This is a genomic window from Sulfitobacter sp. DSM 110093 (genome assembly GCF_022788715.1).
Lineage (GTDB): Bacteria > Pseudomonadota > Alphaproteobacteria > Rhodobacterales > Rhodobacteraceae > Sulfitobacter.
In genome coordinates this window covers 2,117,070-2,132,858 of the sequence record NZ_CP085167.1, presented here as the reverse complement: position 1 = coordinate 2,132,858, position 15,789 = coordinate 2,117,070, and the positions used below count along the sequence as shown (strand labels likewise).

Below are 15,789 nucleotides of genomic sequence, written 5' to 3'. Positions count from 1 at the left end.
ATGACCTATATCGTGAATGACGCCTGCATCGCCTGCAAATACACCGACTGCGTCGAAGTATGTCCGGTGGATTGCTTCTATGAAGGCGAGAACATGCTGGTGATTCATCCCGACGAATGCATCGACTGCGGTGTATGCGAGCCGGAATGCCCCGCTGATGCCATCCGTCCTGACACTGAGCCGGATATGGAGAAGTGGGTGGAGTTTAACCGGAAATATTCCGAGCTTTGGCCTGTCATCATCACTAAGAAAGATCCGCTGCCCGAGGCAGAGGAAATGGATGGGAAAGACGGTAAAATGGAGCTCTTCTCGGAAAAACCGGGCGAGGGCGGCTGATCTTCGCTGATTCGGTTCTGCCGGGCGTCTCGATACCGATAGAACGCACGCTAAACTGTTGAAGCGACCGGAAATTCACCAAGTTGATCTTGGGGTAGCTTTCGGAAGGCGTGATTCTGTGCTATGCTGTCTTCAAGCTGTAACACACGAGCCTGATAATGTTTCGACCCTGCTGCCAAGGTTGACCTCACATTTCTAGATCAGACGCACCCGAACGCACGCCGCTTAGGCTGCGCTTCGCCTGCGTTTTACGTGCTGTTCAGGTGTCTGAGTTAATGGCGGGGCATCCCCCGCGCGCCAAGGAGCGATCTATATGACTAAATCGAAGAAGCTTGATTTCCGCCCGAATGAGTTCGTTGTCTACCCTGCGCATGGCGTGGGTCAGATCGTCTCGATCGAGGAGCAGGAAGTGGCCGGCATCAAGCTAGAGCTGTTCGTGATCTCTTTTGAGAAAGACAAAATGACGCTGCGGGTGCCAACCCATAAAGCGACCGAGATCGGCATGCGGGCGCTGTCCACGCCGGACGTGATCAACCACGCGATGAAAACCCTCAAGGGTAAGGCCAAGGTCAAACGCGCCATGTGGTCCCGTCGCGCGCAGGAGTATGAGCAAAAGATCAACTCCGGCGATCTGATTGCCATTGCAGAGGTCGTGCGCGACTTGCACCGCACCGACGACCAGCGCGAGCAAAGCTACTCTGAGCGTCAGCTTTACGAAGCCGCGCTTGAGCGTCTGACCCGCGAAGTGGCCGCCGTGTCCGGTGGGGATGAACTGGCCGCTGCGAAACAGGTCGGTGATGTGCTGGAAAGCCGCGTCGCCGCTTAAGGGCATCGCTGAGCTAAGAACAAGCCGCGTCCCTTCGGGGGCGCGGTTTTTCGTTAGGGAATGGCCTGCCAGCCATAGGCCATCATTTGGCAACCGATCAGCAGGGCGATCTCTGTTATTTGCTGCGTTGCACCCAATACGTCGCCCGTTTGTCCGCCGATCTTGCGCTTGGCGATCTGCCGGACCAACAGCGCAGCGACCAGCCCCAAAAGCGCTAAGCGCCATGCCGAATAGACCGGTGCCGCCACGATGAGCAGCACCCCGATCAGCACCGCAACTGCCGTCGCCAATGCGCCGGGGCGGCCGGTGTGATTTGACAGCCCGTCGCGGCGTACCGTGGGCAGGCTGTCCATCACCCAAACCATCGCAGCGCGTGAGCCGCAGGCGGCAACGACCAGCGCCCAAACAAGCGCATCGTCGGTGATCAATTCGCTTATGAGATACCAACGTAGCAGCAACGACAGCACCAGTGCCACGACGCCGTAGGTGCCAATCACGCTGTCTTTCATAATGCGCAGCCGCTTGTCTGCCGTCCAAGCGCCCCAGAACCCATCCGCACAATCCGCCAGACCGTCTTCGTGCATCGCCCCGCTAAGCATGACGGTGGTAATCAGCACGAATGCGGCGGCGAGCGGCGGGGTGGCCCCCATCCGCGTCAGGGCCAGCCCCACGCCGCCCGCGATTAAGGCCAGCACGATACCCACCAGTGGATAGGCCCAAGCGCTGCGCGCGGGGGGGCGATGTGCTTCGGTCGGGAAATGAAAATGTGGCAAGGGCAGGCGGGTCAGTAGGGCAAAGGCCACAGCAATGTCGCGGCCGCGAAAGGCCCCCTTGAGGACTGAGATGTCGGAAATGGCCATGATTTCGCCCCTTCGGCACTTTAAGCGGGGACAGGCTAAGGCTAGAAATGAAGGAATATCAATCCGCAAAGGACCGCATATGACCACGTCTCTCGCCAGTCTCGCCGAATTTCGCAATCTTTTGCGGTCTATGCCCGAATGTGACGCTGAGGCGATGGAGGAAGCGCGTGCCCATAATGGTATTCTGACCAAACCCCCCGGCGCGCTTGGCCGTCTTGAGGATCTGGCGGTTTGGTATCGCGGCTGGCGCGGTGGTCCGCGGGCCGAGATTGCATTACCCCAGATCATTGTTTTTGCTGGCAATCACGGGGTTGCGGCACGGGGTGTTTCGGCTTTTCCGGCAGAGGTTACGGCACAGATGGTGGCGAACTTTCAGCACGGGGGCGCTGCGATAAATCAGATCGCACGGGTGAACGGAGCGACCCTTGATGTGGTGCCGCTGGCACTGGATAAGCCGACGCAAGATTTCACCGTTGAACCTGCGATGACGGACGCAGAGCTTTTGGACGCCCTGTGTGCCGGTTGGAATGCGGTGAACAGCGATGCCGATCTGCTTGTGGTCGGTGAAATGGGTATCGCCAACACTACGTCCGCCGCCGCTTTGGCCAGCGCGCTGTTGGGCGGGGGAAGCGGGTTCTGGACAGGGCGTGGCACTGGTGTCGATGACGCGGGCCTCTTGTTGAAAACCAAGGTTGTGGACGAAGGTGTCGCGCTTCATGCCGACCACGGTGATGGGCTGGAAACACTGCGCCGGTTGGGGGGGCGTGAGCTGGCGGCGATGGCCGGGGCCATGGCCCGTGCGCGTCAGTTGCGCATTCCTGTGATCCTTGACGGGTTCATCTGTTGTGCTGCCGCGCTTTGCCTTGTGCGCACAGCACCCGGTGCGCTTGATCACTGCGTGGCGGGCCACCTCAGCGCCGAAAGCGGCCACCGCCGACTGTTGGGCGCGATGGACAAAGAACCGCTGCTGGAGCTGAATCTAAGGCTTGGCGAAGGGTCCGGTGCAGGGCTGGCGATTGGCATCTTAAAGGCCGCCCTTGCCTGCCACGCGGGCATGGCGACCTTCGCCGAAGCAGGCGTAAGCGACGCATAAGGCGGCACAGAACGGCCCCGAAGGAAGGGGCCGTTTGCTCAGGTGCTTTTATCTGTTTTGTCTCCGCCGAGGTTCAGAAAGGCCGTCTCAAGGTCTTTTTGCAATTCCTTGGCGCGAGCGACGTAGGCGGCGTTTTGCGAGGGCGGCACATCCGGTCGCCAAAGCGCTGCCAATTCGCGCACAGACGAACGGTCATGCCCGTAAAAAAGCTTTTGTGCCTCATTGGCCTCAAAGTTGGAAAGCCCCATGTTTTCCAAGACATAGCGCCCGGCGCGCAGGGAACTGTCGAACATTTCCCGGACGATGTCATTGGCCCCTGCTTGATAGTGGCGGTAGACCTCTTCGCGGTCCCGTGCGCGGCTGACGATATGCAAGGAAGGGTTCTCCTTGCGCGCGTAGGAAATTAGCGAAACCGCTGCTTTGGGGTCATCAAGGGCCACCACCAGCACGCTGGCGTCTGGCAGCCCAGCCTTGCGCAGGATGTCAGGACGGGTCGGATCGCCAAGAAACCCTTTAAAACCAAAGCGCCGCATGACGGCGATGGTTTCGGGGTTGTGATCAAGCACGACTGTTTCGAACCCGCTAGCCTGCACCATGCGGTTCACCATTTGGCCAAATCGCCCCACACCCGCGATGATTACCGGGCCGCTGCTGTCGATCTCATCTGCTATCACAGGGCTGCTGTCATCCATGCGTTTGCTGATCAGGTCGTATAGGATGAACAGCAGCGGCGTGATCAACATCGTCAACGCCACGACCAACAGCAGCGTTTCGGCAATTGGGTCGGGCATGACGCCGGTAGCGATGGAGAAGCTGACCAGCACAAAGCCGAATTCACCCGCCTGCGCCAGTGCCAACGTGAACAGCCACCCATCGCGTCCCTTGAGGCGAAAGAGACGGCCTAGCACCAACAGGATCAGCGCTTTGACGATGATCACCAAAAGCGCCATGCAGATCAGGATCAGCGGCTTTTCGAACAACAGGACAAAGTTAATCCCCGCGCCCACGGTGATAAAGAACAGCCCCAGCAGCAGACCTTTGAACGGCTCAAGGTCGGTTTCCAGTTCATGGCGAAACTCGCTGCTGGCCAGCACCACACCCGCAAGGAAGGCACCAAGCGCAGGCGACAGTCCGACCACCGTCATGAGCGATGAAATTCCTACGACGATCAGCAGGGCCAGCGCCGTATACATCTCGCGCAGTTTAGCAAGGTGGATATAGCGAAACACCGGGCGGGTTAGGTAGATGCCGACGAGAATAATCGCAGCCACGGCCCCGATGGTGACCAGTGTCACGCCCCAACCCGGCAGGCTTTGAACGAAAGTCTGCGCCGCATGGGCCGCGTCATGCGCCTCGGTGCTGAGATGCGCGTTCTCGACCTCTTGCGCGCTGAGCGAGATGGAGCCATCGGGCAGAAGCCCGCCAGAGACACCCGCCGCCAAAAGCGGCAGGAAAGCGAGTATGGGGATCACCGCGATATCTTGGGTAAGCAGCACGGAAAAGACCGACCTGCCGCCTTGTGTTCGCATTAACCCCTTTTCCGAAAGGGTTTGCAGCACGATCGCAGTCGACGAGAGCGCCAGTGTAAGGCCGATCGCCAGCGCCACGCGCCACGGCTGATCATATGCCATCGCGATTGCCATCAGCGCTGCTGTCGACAACAACATCTGTAAACCGCCCAGTCCCAACAGCCGGTGCCGCATGTCCCACAGGGCGCGGGGTTCCAGTTCTAACCCGATCAGGAACAACATCATCACCACGCCGAATTCAGCGAAATGCTGCACGTCCTTCGTCTCGGACCCGACCAAGCCCAGCACCGGGCCAATCAAGATGCCAGCGGCGAGATAGCCCAAAACCGACCCCAGCCCCAATCGCGCGGCGATCGGCACGGCGATCACGGCGGCGGCCAGATAAACGGAAGCTTGGAACAGGAAACCTTCCATTGCGGTCCTCTCTTAGGGTCAGGTGGGCAGTGGCCCGTCCTGTTTCAGTTGATCCATGACGATCTGGCTATGCACCCGGCTGACGGCCTGATGTGGCAGAAGGACATCGTGAATAAGCCTGTTAAGGCTCGGCAGATCGTCACAATATACTCTCAAAAGATAGTCCGCATCCCCTGTCATCGTCCACGCGCTCACAATCTCGGGACGGGTGGCCATGAGGCGGGCAAAGCTGGCCGAATGTTCCGGCCCATGAGTGCCCAGATGGACTTGAATAAACCCCTGAACGTTCAGCCCCATCTGCACCGGATCAAGCCGCGCATGATAGCCGCGAATATAGCCTTCGGCCTCAAGCCGTTGCCGCCGCCGCCCGGCTTGGCTGGGAGAAAGGTTAAGCTGCTCGCCAAGTTCCTGTGCGGTGAGGTGGGCATTTTTCTGTAGCGCCGTAAGCAGCCGCCGATCAATATCATCTAACATGATGCGTGGTTTCCGCGTGGTTTCACGTCAGTATGCGGCACTTCAGCATATTTGACCATAGTGACGCCGCAATACGCGCAACCTGCGCAAAGATGAGGGCGTAGGATGTAGGAAATCCCAAAGCAGAGGAGATCAGACATGGGTCCTTTCCCACATGACGCCCCTAAATCAACCATCACGCCCGAGAACCCAGCAGGCACCGATGGTTTTGAGTTTGTCGAATTTGCCAGCCCCGATCCACAGGCGCTGCGCGATGTCTTTACCAAAATGGGCTATGCCCATGTCGCCAATCATAAAACCAAAAAGATCGAGCTTTGGCAGCAGGGCGACATTACCTATGTGCTGAATTACGATGCGGACAGCTTTGCCGCACGTTTTGTGGATGAACACGGCCCCTGCGCACCTTCGATGGGCTGGCGTGTTGTGGACGCGCAAAAGGCGCTGGACCATGCGGTGGCTAAGGGCGCCGAGGAATATAAAGGCGACGGCAAAGTGCTGGACGTACCCGCGATCATGGGTATTGGCGGGTCGCTGATTTACTTCGTCGACCAGTATTACGACACCTCGCCCTATAATTGGGAATACGACTGGATCGCCACTTCCAAGCCCGAGGGTGTTGGGTTCTACTACCTCGATCACCTCACGCATAACGTCCACAAGGGCAATATGGACGTCTGGTTCAAGTTCTACGGCGATTTGTTCAATTTCCGTGAGATTCGCTTCTTTGACATCGAAGGCAAGTTTACCGGGCTGACCAGCCGTGCGCTGACCTCTCCCTGTGGGCGCATACGCATTCCGATCAACGAAGACCGGGGCGAGACCGGGCAGATCGTGGCCTATCTTAAGAAATACAATGGCGAGGGCATCCAGCACATCGCCGTGGGCGCGCGGGATATCTATAACGCAACCGATGCGATCGCCGACAACGGGCTAAAGTTCATGCCCGGCCCGCCCGAGACCTACTACAAGATGAGCAAGGACCGCGTAACCGGCCACGAAGAACCGCTGGACCGGATGCAGAAACACGGCATCTTGATTGACGGCGAAGGTGTCGTCGACGGGGGCGAGACGCGCATCCTGTTGCAGATTTTCTCGAAAACCGTGATTGGCCCGATCTTTTTCGAATTCATCGAACGCAAGGGCGATGACGGTTTCGGGGAGGGTAACTTTAAGGCGCTGTTTGAATCGATCGAGCAAGAGCAGATCGACAATGGCGAGCTTGAGGCCTCATAGAACATTCAGGGTGGTTGTGAGGTCGGGGGGCGCTTTGGCGCCCCTTTTTGCTGTTTGCGCGCCATTTAGACGTAACCTTAGTTCGGCATCCTCAGCACGACATTGCGGCCCCGGCGGACATAGCGCAATTCGCTGTCGCCGATTGCCGAAACGCGGCCCCCATCAATGCGGTCGCCCACTTCGACTTTCTGGTAGCGTCCGTTGCTCAGCCGGATCAGCGCCCGGCGGTTCGACGGTTTGCCATAGACCCCGATCAGATTGACATCACGCAGGTTGATCGCGTTTTTCACCGTGGCTTGTTTCGCGACCGACGTTTTCGACGGGAAGCGGGGCTGCACCGCTTTGGGGGCCACGCTGGCAACCTGCGCAGGTTCGGGACTGCGTGCAGCGCGTTTCACGATACGGTCAAAATTGCGGGGCCGCGTATCAGGACGGCGCGACTGGGTGGTGGCCTGTTTCGTGGCATTCTGGATCGCTGGCGGCGGGGCAAGGGCGGCGGCAACCGCATCGCTGGTGTCGATCGGGTCAATCGCCACTTCGGGCGCGGCGGCGGCAAGCGCCTCTTCGGCCTCTTCCTGAACCGATTTGGGCCGCAACTGCGGCCGCAGACCTGCAAGCTCAGTGCGCGTCAGACCATCAAGCTGCGCGCGTTCGTTGGTTTCTTCCAGATCGTCGGGGCGCGTGCGGGGGCGCGCCTCGGCCAAGGTGTTGTCGACCTCTGGTGTGGTCGGCGCAACCTCTGGCCGGGTCAATGTCGCGGGGGGCTCTACGGCGGGGCGCCCGAGGTAGAGAAGATGCCCATCGGGGCTCATCGCGCCTTGGGCCGTGGGCTTAACCAGACCTTGGGAATCCAGCGCAAAAACTGTTCCGGCAGCGGCCGGAGAGCTTACCGTGCCGGGTGCCGTGTCGGTGCCAAAACCGCTGGCAGGTGGCAGGGCCACAGCGTCGGTCGTGGTGCTGATCGGGTCAATGCTGGTGAGGTAAAGATCATCGATATCGATGGCCGCGGCAGGGGCCGGGGGCACGTCTGGGGCACGCGCCCAAATGCCGGTGGTGGCATATTTGGCGTCAATCTCGGCCTCTGTCATCTCGGTGATGGGGCGCGGTTGGGGGTCCCGCAGCGCGTCGAGCACGGCCCCGTCTTCATCGGTCAGGCCAGCGTCCAATGCGGCGGTTTCGATCGCATCGGGTTCTGTGGGCTCAGGAGGAAGCGCTGTGATCGCGTCTTCGCTTGTCGGTGTATCAGTCGGGGCCAAAGCTTCGGCGGTACTGCGCGGGCTGCGATCACCGAAAAGCCGCGAAAGCGCGTTGCCTTCATCAAGGAAAATCGACGCCCATGCCGCCACGCCAGCAAGGAAGACCAAAAGCGCCGCAGTCAGGATCAGCCCAAGGAAACGCGGCTTACCACCCACCTCGTTACGCCGGCGCGCGCCAAAGACGGTCATCCGCTCGGCTTCAGAGGAGGGCGTGGCCGCGTTGGGGGCGGTGGCTGCTGACCGTCTGTCTTTCGATGTTTTGGGCTTCCGACGGCTTAGGAACCCGCCGACCGAAGACTGGGCATTGGGCGTCAGCGAACTGCTGTCAGGTTCGGGCGCTGCGGCCTCTGTCGCGGCCTCGACGGTGGCAGGCTCAACCGGCATCTGCGGCGCCAGTGGGGCGGCAGCGGGGGAGGGCGCACCGACTGGCAGTGAGGCTGTGCTGGGTGCTGGAGTTGAACTGGGAGCCGTGTTCGGCCCCGCATTCGGTTTGGTATCTGGTTTGGCAGCAGGCGGGGGCGGCGGTGTGGCCCGGCTCGCGCCGCCAAGGTTCGGTGCATTGTCCGTTCCGCCGCGACGGCTTGCAAAACCCGCAGCCGGGGCGCTGCGCGACGGCGGGGCCGAGAAATCCACCTTGCGCGAAGGTTCTGGCCGAGCGGTCGGCGGTGCGGGCGTTTCACTTTCGCCCTTAGCAGCCGCAGCGAGGGGCGCTGTGGAGGCCGCAACGCTTCCGATCGCGGGCGGGGACGTTTCCTCGGGCTCTTCGGGCGTATCAGCCGCGGCCCCCGTCTTAGGGGCGTCGAGCTCTGGCAAATCCTCTTCCAGCGGTGGTGGTGTTTCTGCTGGCGTTGGAGCCAATTTGGGCTCTTTCGAACCGGCCGACGCCTCAGCTGTTTCTACCGGCGCATCCAGATCGGGCAGGTCTTCAACAAGGGGCGGGGGAAGCTCATCTGGGGTCGCCTCTAGCTCGGCTGGATCCGAGGCGTCTGGCGCTTGTTCGGGCGCGGCTAATTCAGGCAGCTCTTCTTCAACCGGCGGAGGGGTGTCTTCAGGCGTGGGAGCAAGCTCCGGCTCCGGCTGCTGCGCTGCGGGCACGTCGGCGACGGCGATCGTTGCATTCGTGTCGGCAATCGGTCCCTCTGGCGCGCTCATCACGCCGGTGATCACGATAGCGGTGGCTTCGGGTTCTACGGATTCGCCAGGCTCCAAAAGCTCTGATGCAGCCTTGGTCGGCCCGAAATGCGGCGCACCGTCAAAGGGGTGGGCGGCAGGGGCGGCGGCAAAGCTGACGGGATGGAAACGATGCTCCACCGCGAAGGCTTCGGCCTCCTCCAAGGTTTCGCGCGCCACGGCGGCCACATGGGTTTGCGTGCCATCCGCGCTGACATCAAAGACCAGATCGGCCACAGCATAGGGCGTGGCCCCTTCCAGTGCCGCTGCTGCTGCGGCACGGCGCGCGGCGCTGTCCGCGCCGGGCGTGTCGATGGTCAGATATTTGATCTGCGCGTCGGGGATCAGCAGCAGACTGCGCAGCCCGCCGGAATCAAGTGCCGTGGCGGTCTTGCGCAAAACGGCGAGTTCAGAGGGCAAATCCGTACTGTCGAGCGCCACTTCACCAACAAGCCGCCAACCGCCCGCCGTGCGGTGGAGCAAACGAATGCCGTCGAACGACAGGGAAAGGGTAAAATTCGGCTTCATCGTAGATGACTTTAGCATGGGGTCGGGCGCACTTACAGGCGCACCGCAGTCAATGCAAAGGATAGAGCAGGAGTTCGCCCAAGGGAAGGGTGTGCGCTGCTTGGGTGCTTGTCAGTGGCGGTATGGGGTGGGCAAATGGCGGCGCATAAAAGCACGGAAAGGGATGAACATGCGACTGATGAACTGGGTGGCGCTGGCGTGGATGGCGGGGGCGGGCATGGTCTCGGCCCAGCAAGGGCCAGAAGAGGGCATTATCGTTACCGGACAAGGCAGTTTCGCCGCCGCACCCGATATGGCCACAATCACACTGGGCGTTACCGAAGAGGCCACCACCGCCAAGGCTGCGATGGACAAGGTGACCGAAGCCGTCGCCGCGATTCTCACCCAGCTTGATGCGCAGGGTGTGGCCGCGACGGACCGTCAGACCAGTCGGTTCTATTTGCGCCCGGTGCATGACCGCCGCCCCGTTGAAGACGGCCAACCGCCCCGCATCACTGGCTATCAAGCGGGTAATTCAGTCACGGTCAAGGTGCGCGATCTGGACAATCTTGGCGCAATGATGGATGCGGTGATTGATGAGGGCGCGAATGATTTCAACGGTTTGGACTTCAGTCTTCAAGATCCGAAAGACGCGCTGGCCGAAGCGCGCAAAGCCGCTGTTGCGGATGCCTCTGAACGCGCCCGGCAATTGGCGGAGGCTGCGGGGGTGAAGCTTGGTACCCTGATCCGCATGACCGAAAATTCACACTCCCAGCCCAAAATGTTCGAGGCAGCCCGCATGGGTATGGCGATGGATAGTGCAATTGCCGAAGGTGAGGTCGAGGTGCAGGCGCAGGTGTCGATGACCTTTGCGATTGCGCCGGGGCAGTAGGCCGCCTTGGATGAAAATCCCCCCGCCGAGGTGATCGGCGAGGGGAGAAGACTTAGCTGGTTGCTTTGGTTAGCGCTTGATCCAGATCGGCGATCAGATCGTCGGCATCTTCTGTCCCGATAGAAATTCGCACAACACCGGGTCCAGCGCCTGCCGCTTCCTGCTGCTCTTCGGTAAGCTGGCGGTGGGTGGTGGAGGCCGAGTGGATGATCAGCGAGCGCGTGTCGCCCAGGTTCGCCACATGGCTAAAGATATCAAGGCTGTTCACCAGCTTAACGCAGGCATCATAACCGCCTTTCACTGCAAAGGTGAAAAGCCCGCCCGCGCCCTTGGGGCAGACCTTTTGCATCCGCTCGTGATAGGGCGAGGATTTCAACCCGGCATAGGTGACGTAATCAACGCGGTCGTCCTGTTCGAGCCATTCGGCGACCTTTACCGCGTTTTGCACATGCCGGTCCATCCGCAGTGACAGGGTCTCGATCCCCATGAGCGTGTAGTGGGCCGCCTGTGGGTTCATCGTCATCCCCAGATCGCGCAGCCCGATGGCGATGCCGTGGAAGGTGAAGGCCATCGCGCCGAAGGTCTCGTGGAATTTCATCCCGTGATAGGCTTCCTCAGGCTGACTGAGCGAGGGGAATTTGTCGTTCGCGGACCAGTCGAACTTGCCTGAATCCACCACGCAGCCGCCCATCACGGTGCCGTTGCCGGTGAGGTATTTGGTGGTGGAATGCACCACCAGCGTCGCGCCGTGTTCAATCGGGCGGCAGAGGTAGGGCGTGGCGCTGGTGTTGTCGATGATCAGCGGAATGCCCGCCGCATCGGCAACATCGGCGATGGCGCGCACATCCATGATATAACCGCCGGGGTTGGCGATGGCCTCGCCAAAGACCGCGCGGGTGTCATCGTCAATCGCATCGGCCACAGCCTGCGGATCGTCGAAGTCGACAAACTTGCAGGACCAGCCAAAGCGTTTGATCGTATGGCTGAACTGCGTGACCGTGCCGCCATAAAGACGGGTTGAGGCGACGATATTCTTGCCCGGCCCCATCAGCGGGAAAAGCGCCATGATCTGTGCCGCGTGGCCCGAGGAACAGCAGACCGCGCCGACACCGCCTTCGAGCGTGGCGATCCGCTCTTGCAGAACGGCATTAGTGGGGTTGGTCAGGCGCGAATAGATATAGCCGACCTCTTGTAGGTTAAAAAGCGCCGCCGCGTGGTCAGCATCGCGAAAGACATAGGCTGTGGTCTGGTAGATCGGCGTTTGCCGTGCGCCAGTGGCCGGGTCGGGCGTGGCCCCGGCGTGAATCTGCAACGTGTCGAATTGATGATTGGGGCTGTTGGCCATTGGTCTGTCCTCTCAGAAGAATGGATTTTTCGCAGCCTAGGCGCAAAGATCCATACAGACAACGGGGGACAGATCGCTCAGCGCATCCAAAAGCCGTTGGATTTGATCCGGTTGCGGATCGCCTGTTCGCGCCGGGGCAGGTTTTCTTGATCAAAGAGCGCGCGCACCTTGGCCCCGCGCCCTTGATAGATCATCCGCTTGAACGCATCGCGTTCTTTCAGCAGCTTTTTCATCCGGTTGGGGGCGGTTACGGCCTCTAGCACCTTGATGGCATGGTCGCTTTCGCGCGCGTAGAGCAGCGGCAGGAAACGGTAGTGGCAGGACACCGTGCCATCCAGCAGACCAGAAGGCAGGGCGTCGCGCCCGCCGCCAAGCGCGTGGATCACCAGCGGCAGCACAATCTGGTCGAGCCACGGGTCAAAGCTCTGCGCGCAAAGCTCAACCGGAGGGTCGTCGCGCACCGCAAGCGCGTAGCGCAAGAAAAGCTCCCCAAATTCGCGAGGGCAGCGGTAATAGAAGAAACCGGCGTTAAAATAGAGATAACGGCGCCAATATTCATCCGGCTGACTGAGGTCGAGGCTGCTGGCGAAGTCGAGGTCGAATTTGTCGTAAAGCGATTTCCACAGTCCGGTGTAGCCCGGCCCATATAACTGCGGCTGCGGCCATGTCCCTTCGCGCCGAAGGGAGGCGGAGGGGCGATCAAAGTCAAATGGAACAGCCGTAAGATCACCGGTGATCAAAGTGTCCGTGTCAAAGAAAACAAAGGGTTCGCCCTCGGGCAAGGCGCTGAGCATCTCGATCTTGTTGCCATAGGGGTAGGCGCTGCCGAAATGCTGGCTCTCGAATGGGATGAACTCTGCCCCGAGGTCTATGAGCGCGTCGCGCAGGGTGTCATTGGCGAGGCGCGGGTCGCCGTCCCAAAGCGGGCCGGGCTGCGGCTCGGCTATCAACAAACGTCCTGTGAAGTCGGGGCAGGAGTGCCGCAGGGAGGCCGCGAAAAGCAGCGCCTCATAGGCCAGACGCCCCTGTTGGGCCACGATGACGACGTTGAAAATTTGCGGGATACGCGAATTGCGTGTCATACTTGGGCGCGGCCTTATGGTTTTGGATAGTATAGGGGCAAGCCTCTATCGGCAAAAGGTAGCAATTTACGCGGTGTTTTGGGGGTGGCATGTTAGATTTTTTCTTCGCGGTGGTCGCAATCAGCATTGGGGTGCCTGCCGCGCCATTGGATGGGGTAGGTCGACCCGGCGTGTCGCTAAGGCCGGAAGCACCAGCAAGCCCCGCTGCCCCGGCGCGACCTGCCGCCCCATCCTCACCCGACGCTCCGGCGCAGGCGTTTTATATGGATGTCGTGCCCGCGGGATTGGTGGCCGAAGATCAAACGCCCACGGGGCGCTTTACCACTGCAACAGAGGTCAGGCCGATCCTGAACGCTACAAGGGGCAATTGGATTGCCGTGCGAGAGTATGACGGGAAAGATTACGTCTACGTTACCCATCTTTGGAGTTGGCGTTGCGGGTTGGCGGCGATTGCCATCGCAGTGAATGACACACCGTTTCGAGATTGGCCCATGCCGCCCTGCCACGAGGCGCTCGCAACCCCCAATGCGATTCTTGATGATGATCCGCAACCGTATCTGACCTTTGAGGCGGGGTCGGTTCAATCGGTTCGCGTGCAGGTGATCTATGACGATTTAGGTATGGATGCTGCAGGTTTTGCGCGGGGGGACGTGCTGATCCCGTGAGGGAGCAGAGATGCGATGCAAGGCTATCGACGATGGGGGGGTAAAGTGGTGGGCGACCCTGGAATCGAACCAGGCGTGCGTCTCCGCGAGGGAGTTACAGTCCCCTGCCACACCTTGCGGCCTGTCGCCCACTTTGCCCTGTGCATTGCACCTGACGTGGGGGCGTGATTACAAGCGACCCAAAGGACCGTCAAGGCGAATTCCCGAGAAATCTTGGGTAAATCGCGCGAAAGGATAAAGAGATGAAGAAACCCAAATGGGTCGTGCAAAAAGAGCAGGACAAAAAGGCCGAAGCGGCGCAGACAGTTTGGCTTTTTGGCCTGCATGCGGTGCGCGATGCGTTGATGAACCCCAACCGCGAAAAACTGCAGTTGATGGTGACGCCGAATGCCCAAGCAAAGTTGGAAGATGCCATCGCGGAAGCGGGAATCACGCCGCAGGTCGTCGATCCGCGCAAGTTCCGTCCGCCGCTTGATCCGAATTCCGTTCACCAGGGTGCGGTGCTGGAAGTGAAGCCGCTGAACTGGGGTCGGCTAGAGGATGTAGCCATCGGCGATACCGCGCCGCGCTTATTGCTGCTCGACCGGGTAACTGATCCGCATAACGTTGGCGCGATTCTCCGCTCAGCTGAAGTTTTGGGAGCGTCGGCGGTGATAGGCACGAAACATCATTCGGCGCCTGAGACAGGCGCGTTGGCCAAGACCGCCAGCGGCGCGTTGGAGCGTCAGCCCTATTTGAGGGTGCGCAACCTCGCTGATGCGATCCGCGCCCTGCAGGATATGGGGTATCTGGTGCTGGGGCTCGATGGGGAGGCCACGCAGACCATCGAAGGCGCGGTAGAAGGCCGGCGGGACCGCCCTGTGGCGCTTGTCTTGGGGGCCGAGGGGCCGGGGCTGCGTGAAAAGACCCGTGAGACTGTGGATGCGCTGGTGCGGATCGATGCCGCTGGCGGTTTCGGCTCGCTCAACGTGTCCAATGCGGCGGCCATCGCGCTTTACGCGAGCCGGGTAGGGGGCTGAGAATCGGCAGAAATTGGCTTAAAATCGGGCAGGGGGCGGGGCGGCAGGACCCGGCCCCTTTGAAACCGGCCAAGGCTTCCTAAATTTAAAGGTGACCGCAGGCCCGGAACGCCTGCTGGCCACCTACTGTCCCTCGTTCCGTACCTTACGCCCCGTGTTCGTCATGGGGCGTTTTTTTTATGTGGGGCAAGATACACAAAAGCCGCCCCAAGGGGCGGCTTTGTGTGTCCTACGGGGTGGTAGGACCAACCTGGAGCGGGCGAGGCGATTCGAACGCCCGACCCTAACCTTGGCAAGGTTATGCTCTACCCCTGAGCTACGCCCGCATCCGGTTGGTGAGGGGGGAATACCCATTCGCGCGGGGGGCTGCAAGGGGGAAAATTGCCCGGGCGGAGGGAAAGCGCGAGATTTGTTAAGCCGCGTGAATCGGGGGCCGGAAAGCACAAAGGGCCGCATCCGAGGATGCGACCCTGTGAAGACCAGATGGAGCGGGCGAGGCGATTCGAACGCCCGACCCTAACCTTGGCAAGGTTATGCTCTACCCCTGAGCTACGCCCGCTTACCGTCTGGTGAGGGCGAAATACCCATTGGGGCAGGGGGCTTCAAGAGGGAAATGTGGTTTTTGGCGGAAAAAGTTGCGCAGGGCGGGGGCGCTGCCCCCGGACCCCCGCGGGTATTTGAAAAAGGATGAATTAGAAGAGGGCGTGACCCAGTAGACCGAGGGCCGAGACTGCGATCATGGCGAGGGTCAGAACCATACCGACCTGGCGCAGGATGAATTTTTGCGGGGTGGCGGCAAAGCCTAGAGGGTGCAGGATGCGGCCTGTTAGCAGCGCGAGGCCAAGGGCGTGGACAGCCAGTGCGGGGGCGCCATTGGCTTCTGTCAGCGCCAGCAAGATAAGCGCGATGGGCATATATTCTGCCGCATTGGCCTGTGCGCGCATGCGTTTGAGCAGCGCCTTGTCTCCGGTATCGCCGAGAGAGATGCGATTGACGCGCCGGTAGGCGATCACATGCCAGCTGAGGCCGAGAAAAACCAGAGCGCAGAGGGCGGCGTAGATCGGGGTGAGGGTAAGCGGCATCGGGTG

The 15,789-nt window shown here is 60.6% G+C and carries 14 protein-coding genes and 3 tRNA genes; 7 read left to right on the top strand and 10 right to left on the bottom strand.

Translation table 11 applies throughout. The features are described 5' to 3' along the window. Positions 1-336, top strand: a complete 336-nt coding sequence (fdxA, locus tag DSM110093_RS10410; protein WP_093925769.1) for a ferredoxin FdxA — start codon at positions 1-3, stop codon at positions 334-336. Positions 337-649: 313 nt separating this feature from the next. Beyond that, positions 650-1,162 (top strand): CarD family transcriptional regulator, encoded by a 513-nt coding sequence (locus tag DSM110093_RS10405; RefSeq protein WP_093925770.1) that lies wholly within the window; start codon positions 650-652, stop codon positions 1,160-1,162. Between the two features lie 53 nt (positions 1,163-1,215). Here the strand turns inward: DSM110093_RS10405 and cobS are convergent, their stop codons facing one another. Further along, a complete protein-coding gene (cobS, locus tag DSM110093_RS10400) occupies positions 1,216-2,022 on the bottom strand; it encodes an adenosylcobinamide-GDP ribazoletransferase (RefSeq protein ID WP_243264974.1) in 807 nt (268 codons plus the stop codon). A 79-nt stretch (positions 2,023-2,101) separates the two neighbouring features. Here cobS and cobT point away from each other — a divergent pair, with 79 nt between their 5' ends. Further along, positions 2,102-3,115 (top strand): nicotinate-nucleotide--dimethylbenzimidazole phosphoribosyltransferase, encoded by a 1,014-nt coding sequence (cobT, locus tag DSM110093_RS10395; protein ID WP_243264972.1) that lies wholly within the window; start codon positions 2,102-2,104, stop codon positions 3,113-3,115. 38 nt (positions 3,116-3,153) lie between these two features. On the opposite strand, the gene DSM110093_RS10390 is transcribed toward cobT, so the two are convergent. Both DSM110093_RS10390 and DSM110093_RS10385 read right to left on the bottom strand, forming a co-directional pair. Continuing rightward, on the bottom strand, positions 3,154-5,058 hold the full coding sequence (locus tag DSM110093_RS10390; RefSeq protein ID WP_243264971.1) for a monovalent cation:proton antiporter-2 (CPA2) family protein: 1,905 nt from the start codon (positions 5,056-5,058) through the stop codon (positions 3,154-3,156). 18 nt (positions 5,059-5,076) lie between these two features. Then, complete coding sequence (locus DSM110093_RS10385; RefSeq protein WP_093925774.1) at positions 5,077-5,532, bottom strand: Lrp/AsnC family transcriptional regulator; 456 nt, start codon at positions 5,530-5,532, stop codon at positions 5,077-5,079. Between the two features lie 138 nt (positions 5,533-5,670). Here DSM110093_RS10385 and hppD point away from each other — a divergent pair, with 138 nt between their 5' ends. Continuing rightward, a complete protein-coding gene (gene hppD, locus DSM110093_RS10380; RefSeq protein WP_243264970.1) occupies positions 5,671-6,765 on the top strand; it encodes a 4-hydroxyphenylpyruvate dioxygenase in 1,095 nt (364 codons plus the stop codon). Positions 6,766-6,842: 77 nt separating this feature from the next. Here hppD and DSM110093_RS10375 read toward each other — a convergent pair whose 3' ends face one another. After that, positions 6,843-9,719: a hypothetical protein gene (locus DSM110093_RS10375; protein ID WP_243264969.1), complete on the bottom strand. Its 2,877-nt coding sequence runs from the start codon at positions 9,717-9,719 to the stop codon at positions 6,843-6,845. A gap of 169 nt (positions 9,720-9,888) precedes the next feature. Here DSM110093_RS10375 and DSM110093_RS10370 point away from each other — a divergent pair, with 169 nt between their 5' ends. Further along, a complete protein-coding gene (locus DSM110093_RS10370) occupies positions 9,889-10,590 on the top strand; it encodes an SIMPL domain-containing protein (RefSeq protein ID WP_243264968.1) in 702 nt (233 codons plus the stop codon). 52 nt (positions 10,591-10,642) lie between these two features. Here the strand turns inward: DSM110093_RS10370 and DSM110093_RS10365 are convergent, their stop codons facing one another. Both DSM110093_RS10365 and DSM110093_RS10360 read right to left on the bottom strand, forming a co-directional pair. Beyond that, positions 10,643-11,935, bottom strand: a complete 1,293-nt coding sequence (locus DSM110093_RS10365; protein ID WP_243264966.1) for an O-acetylhomoserine aminocarboxypropyltransferase/cysteine synthase family protein — start codon at positions 11,933-11,935, stop codon at positions 10,643-10,645. Positions 11,936-12,012: 77 nt separating this feature from the next. Beyond that, on the bottom strand, positions 12,013-13,017 hold the full coding sequence (locus DSM110093_RS10360) for a hypothetical protein (protein WP_243264965.1): 1,005 nt from the start codon (positions 13,015-13,017) through the stop codon (positions 12,013-12,015). Positions 13,018-13,106: 89 nt separating this feature from the next. On the opposite strand from DSM110093_RS10360, the gene DSM110093_RS10355 reads away from it, so the two are divergent. Continuing rightward, a complete protein-coding gene (locus DSM110093_RS10355; protein WP_243264964.1) occupies positions 13,107-13,682 on the top strand; it encodes a hypothetical protein in 576 nt (191 codons plus the stop codon). Between the two features lie 46 nt (positions 13,683-13,728). Here the strand turns inward: DSM110093_RS10355 and DSM110093_RS10350 are convergent. Continuing rightward, positions 13,729-13,812 (bottom strand) — tRNA-Tyr (locus DSM110093_RS10350). A 112-nt stretch (positions 13,813-13,924) separates the two neighbouring features. Between DSM110093_RS10350 and rlmB the strand changes: the two genes are divergently transcribed. Continuing rightward, positions 13,925-14,701: a 23S rRNA (guanosine(2251)-2'-O)-methyltransferase RlmB gene (rlmB, locus tag DSM110093_RS10345; protein WP_243264963.1), complete on the top strand. Its 777-nt coding sequence runs from the start codon at positions 13,925-13,927 to the stop codon at positions 14,699-14,701. Between the two features lie 251 nt (positions 14,702-14,952). Here rlmB and DSM110093_RS10340 read toward each other — a convergent pair. The 3 genes from DSM110093_RS10340 to DSM110093_RS10330 all read right to left on the bottom strand — a co-directional run bounded on the left by DSM110093_RS10340 (position 14,953) and on the right by DSM110093_RS10330 (position 15,783). Continuing rightward, positions 14,953-15,027: transfer RNA gene (locus DSM110093_RS10340), tRNA-Gly, on the bottom strand. Between the two features lie 158 nt (positions 15,028-15,185). Next, positions 15,186-15,260, bottom strand: a tRNA-Gly gene (locus DSM110093_RS10335). 133 nt (positions 15,261-15,393) lie between these two features. Next, positions 15,394-15,783, bottom strand: a complete 390-nt coding sequence (locus DSM110093_RS10330) for an MAPEG family protein (RefSeq protein ID WP_243264962.1) — start codon at positions 15,781-15,783, stop codon at positions 15,394-15,396. Positions 15,784-15,789: the final 6 nt, after the last annotated feature.

Bases quoted from the DNA above. Each gene is read 5' to 3' on its own strand.
- cobT (WP_243264972.1), top strand. From the start codon at position 2,102: ATGACCACGTCTCTCGCCAGTCTCGCCGAATTTCGCAATCTTTTGCGG.
- DSM110093_RS10355 (WP_243264964.1), top strand. From the start codon at position 13,107: ATGTTAGATTTTTTCTTCGCGGTGGTCGCAATCAGCATTGGGGTGCCT.
- rlmB (WP_243264963.1), top strand. From the start codon at position 13,925: ATGAAGAAACCCAAATGGGTCGTGCAAAAAGAGCAGGACAAAAAGGCC.
- DSM110093_RS10370 (WP_243264968.1), top strand. From the start codon at position 9,889: ATGCGACTGATGAACTGGGTGGCGCTGGCGTGGATGGCGGGGGCGGGC.
- DSM110093_RS10330 (WP_243264962.1), bottom strand. From the start codon at position 15,783: ATGCCGCTTACCCTCACCCCGATCTACGCCGCCCTCTGCGCTCTGGTT.
- DSM110093_RS10385 (WP_093925774.1), bottom strand. From the start codon at position 5,532: ATGTTAGATGATATTGATCGGCGGCTGCTTACGGCGCTACAGAAAAAT.
- DSM110093_RS10360 (WP_243264965.1), bottom strand. From the start codon at position 13,017: ATGACACGCAATTCGCGTATCCCGCAAATTTTCAACGTCGTCATCGTG.
- DSM110093_RS10390 (WP_243264971.1), bottom strand. From the start codon at position 5,058: ATGGAAGGTTTCCTGTTCCAAGCTTCCGTTTATCTGGCCGCCGCCGTG.
- cobS (WP_243264974.1), bottom strand. From the start codon at position 2,022: ATGGCCATTTCCGACATCTCAGTCCTCAAGGGGGCCTTTCGCGGCCGC.
- DSM110093_RS10365 (WP_243264966.1), bottom strand. From the start codon at position 11,935: ATGGCCAACAGCCCCAATCATCAATTCGACACGTTGCAGATTCACGCC.
- DSM110093_RS10405 (WP_093925770.1), top strand. From the start codon at position 650: ATGACTAAATCGAAGAAGCTTGATTTCCGCCCGAATGAGTTCGTTGTC.
- DSM110093_RS10375 (WP_243264969.1), bottom strand. From the start codon at position 9,719: ATGAAGCCGAATTTTACCCTTTCCCTGTCGTTCGACGGCATTCGTTTG.
- hppD (WP_243264970.1), top strand. From the start codon at position 5,671: ATGGGTCCTTTCCCACATGACGCCCCTAAATCAACCATCACGCCCGAG.
- fdxA (WP_093925769.1), top strand. From the start codon at position 1: ATGACCTATATCGTGAATGACGCCTGCATCGCCTGCAAATACACCGAC.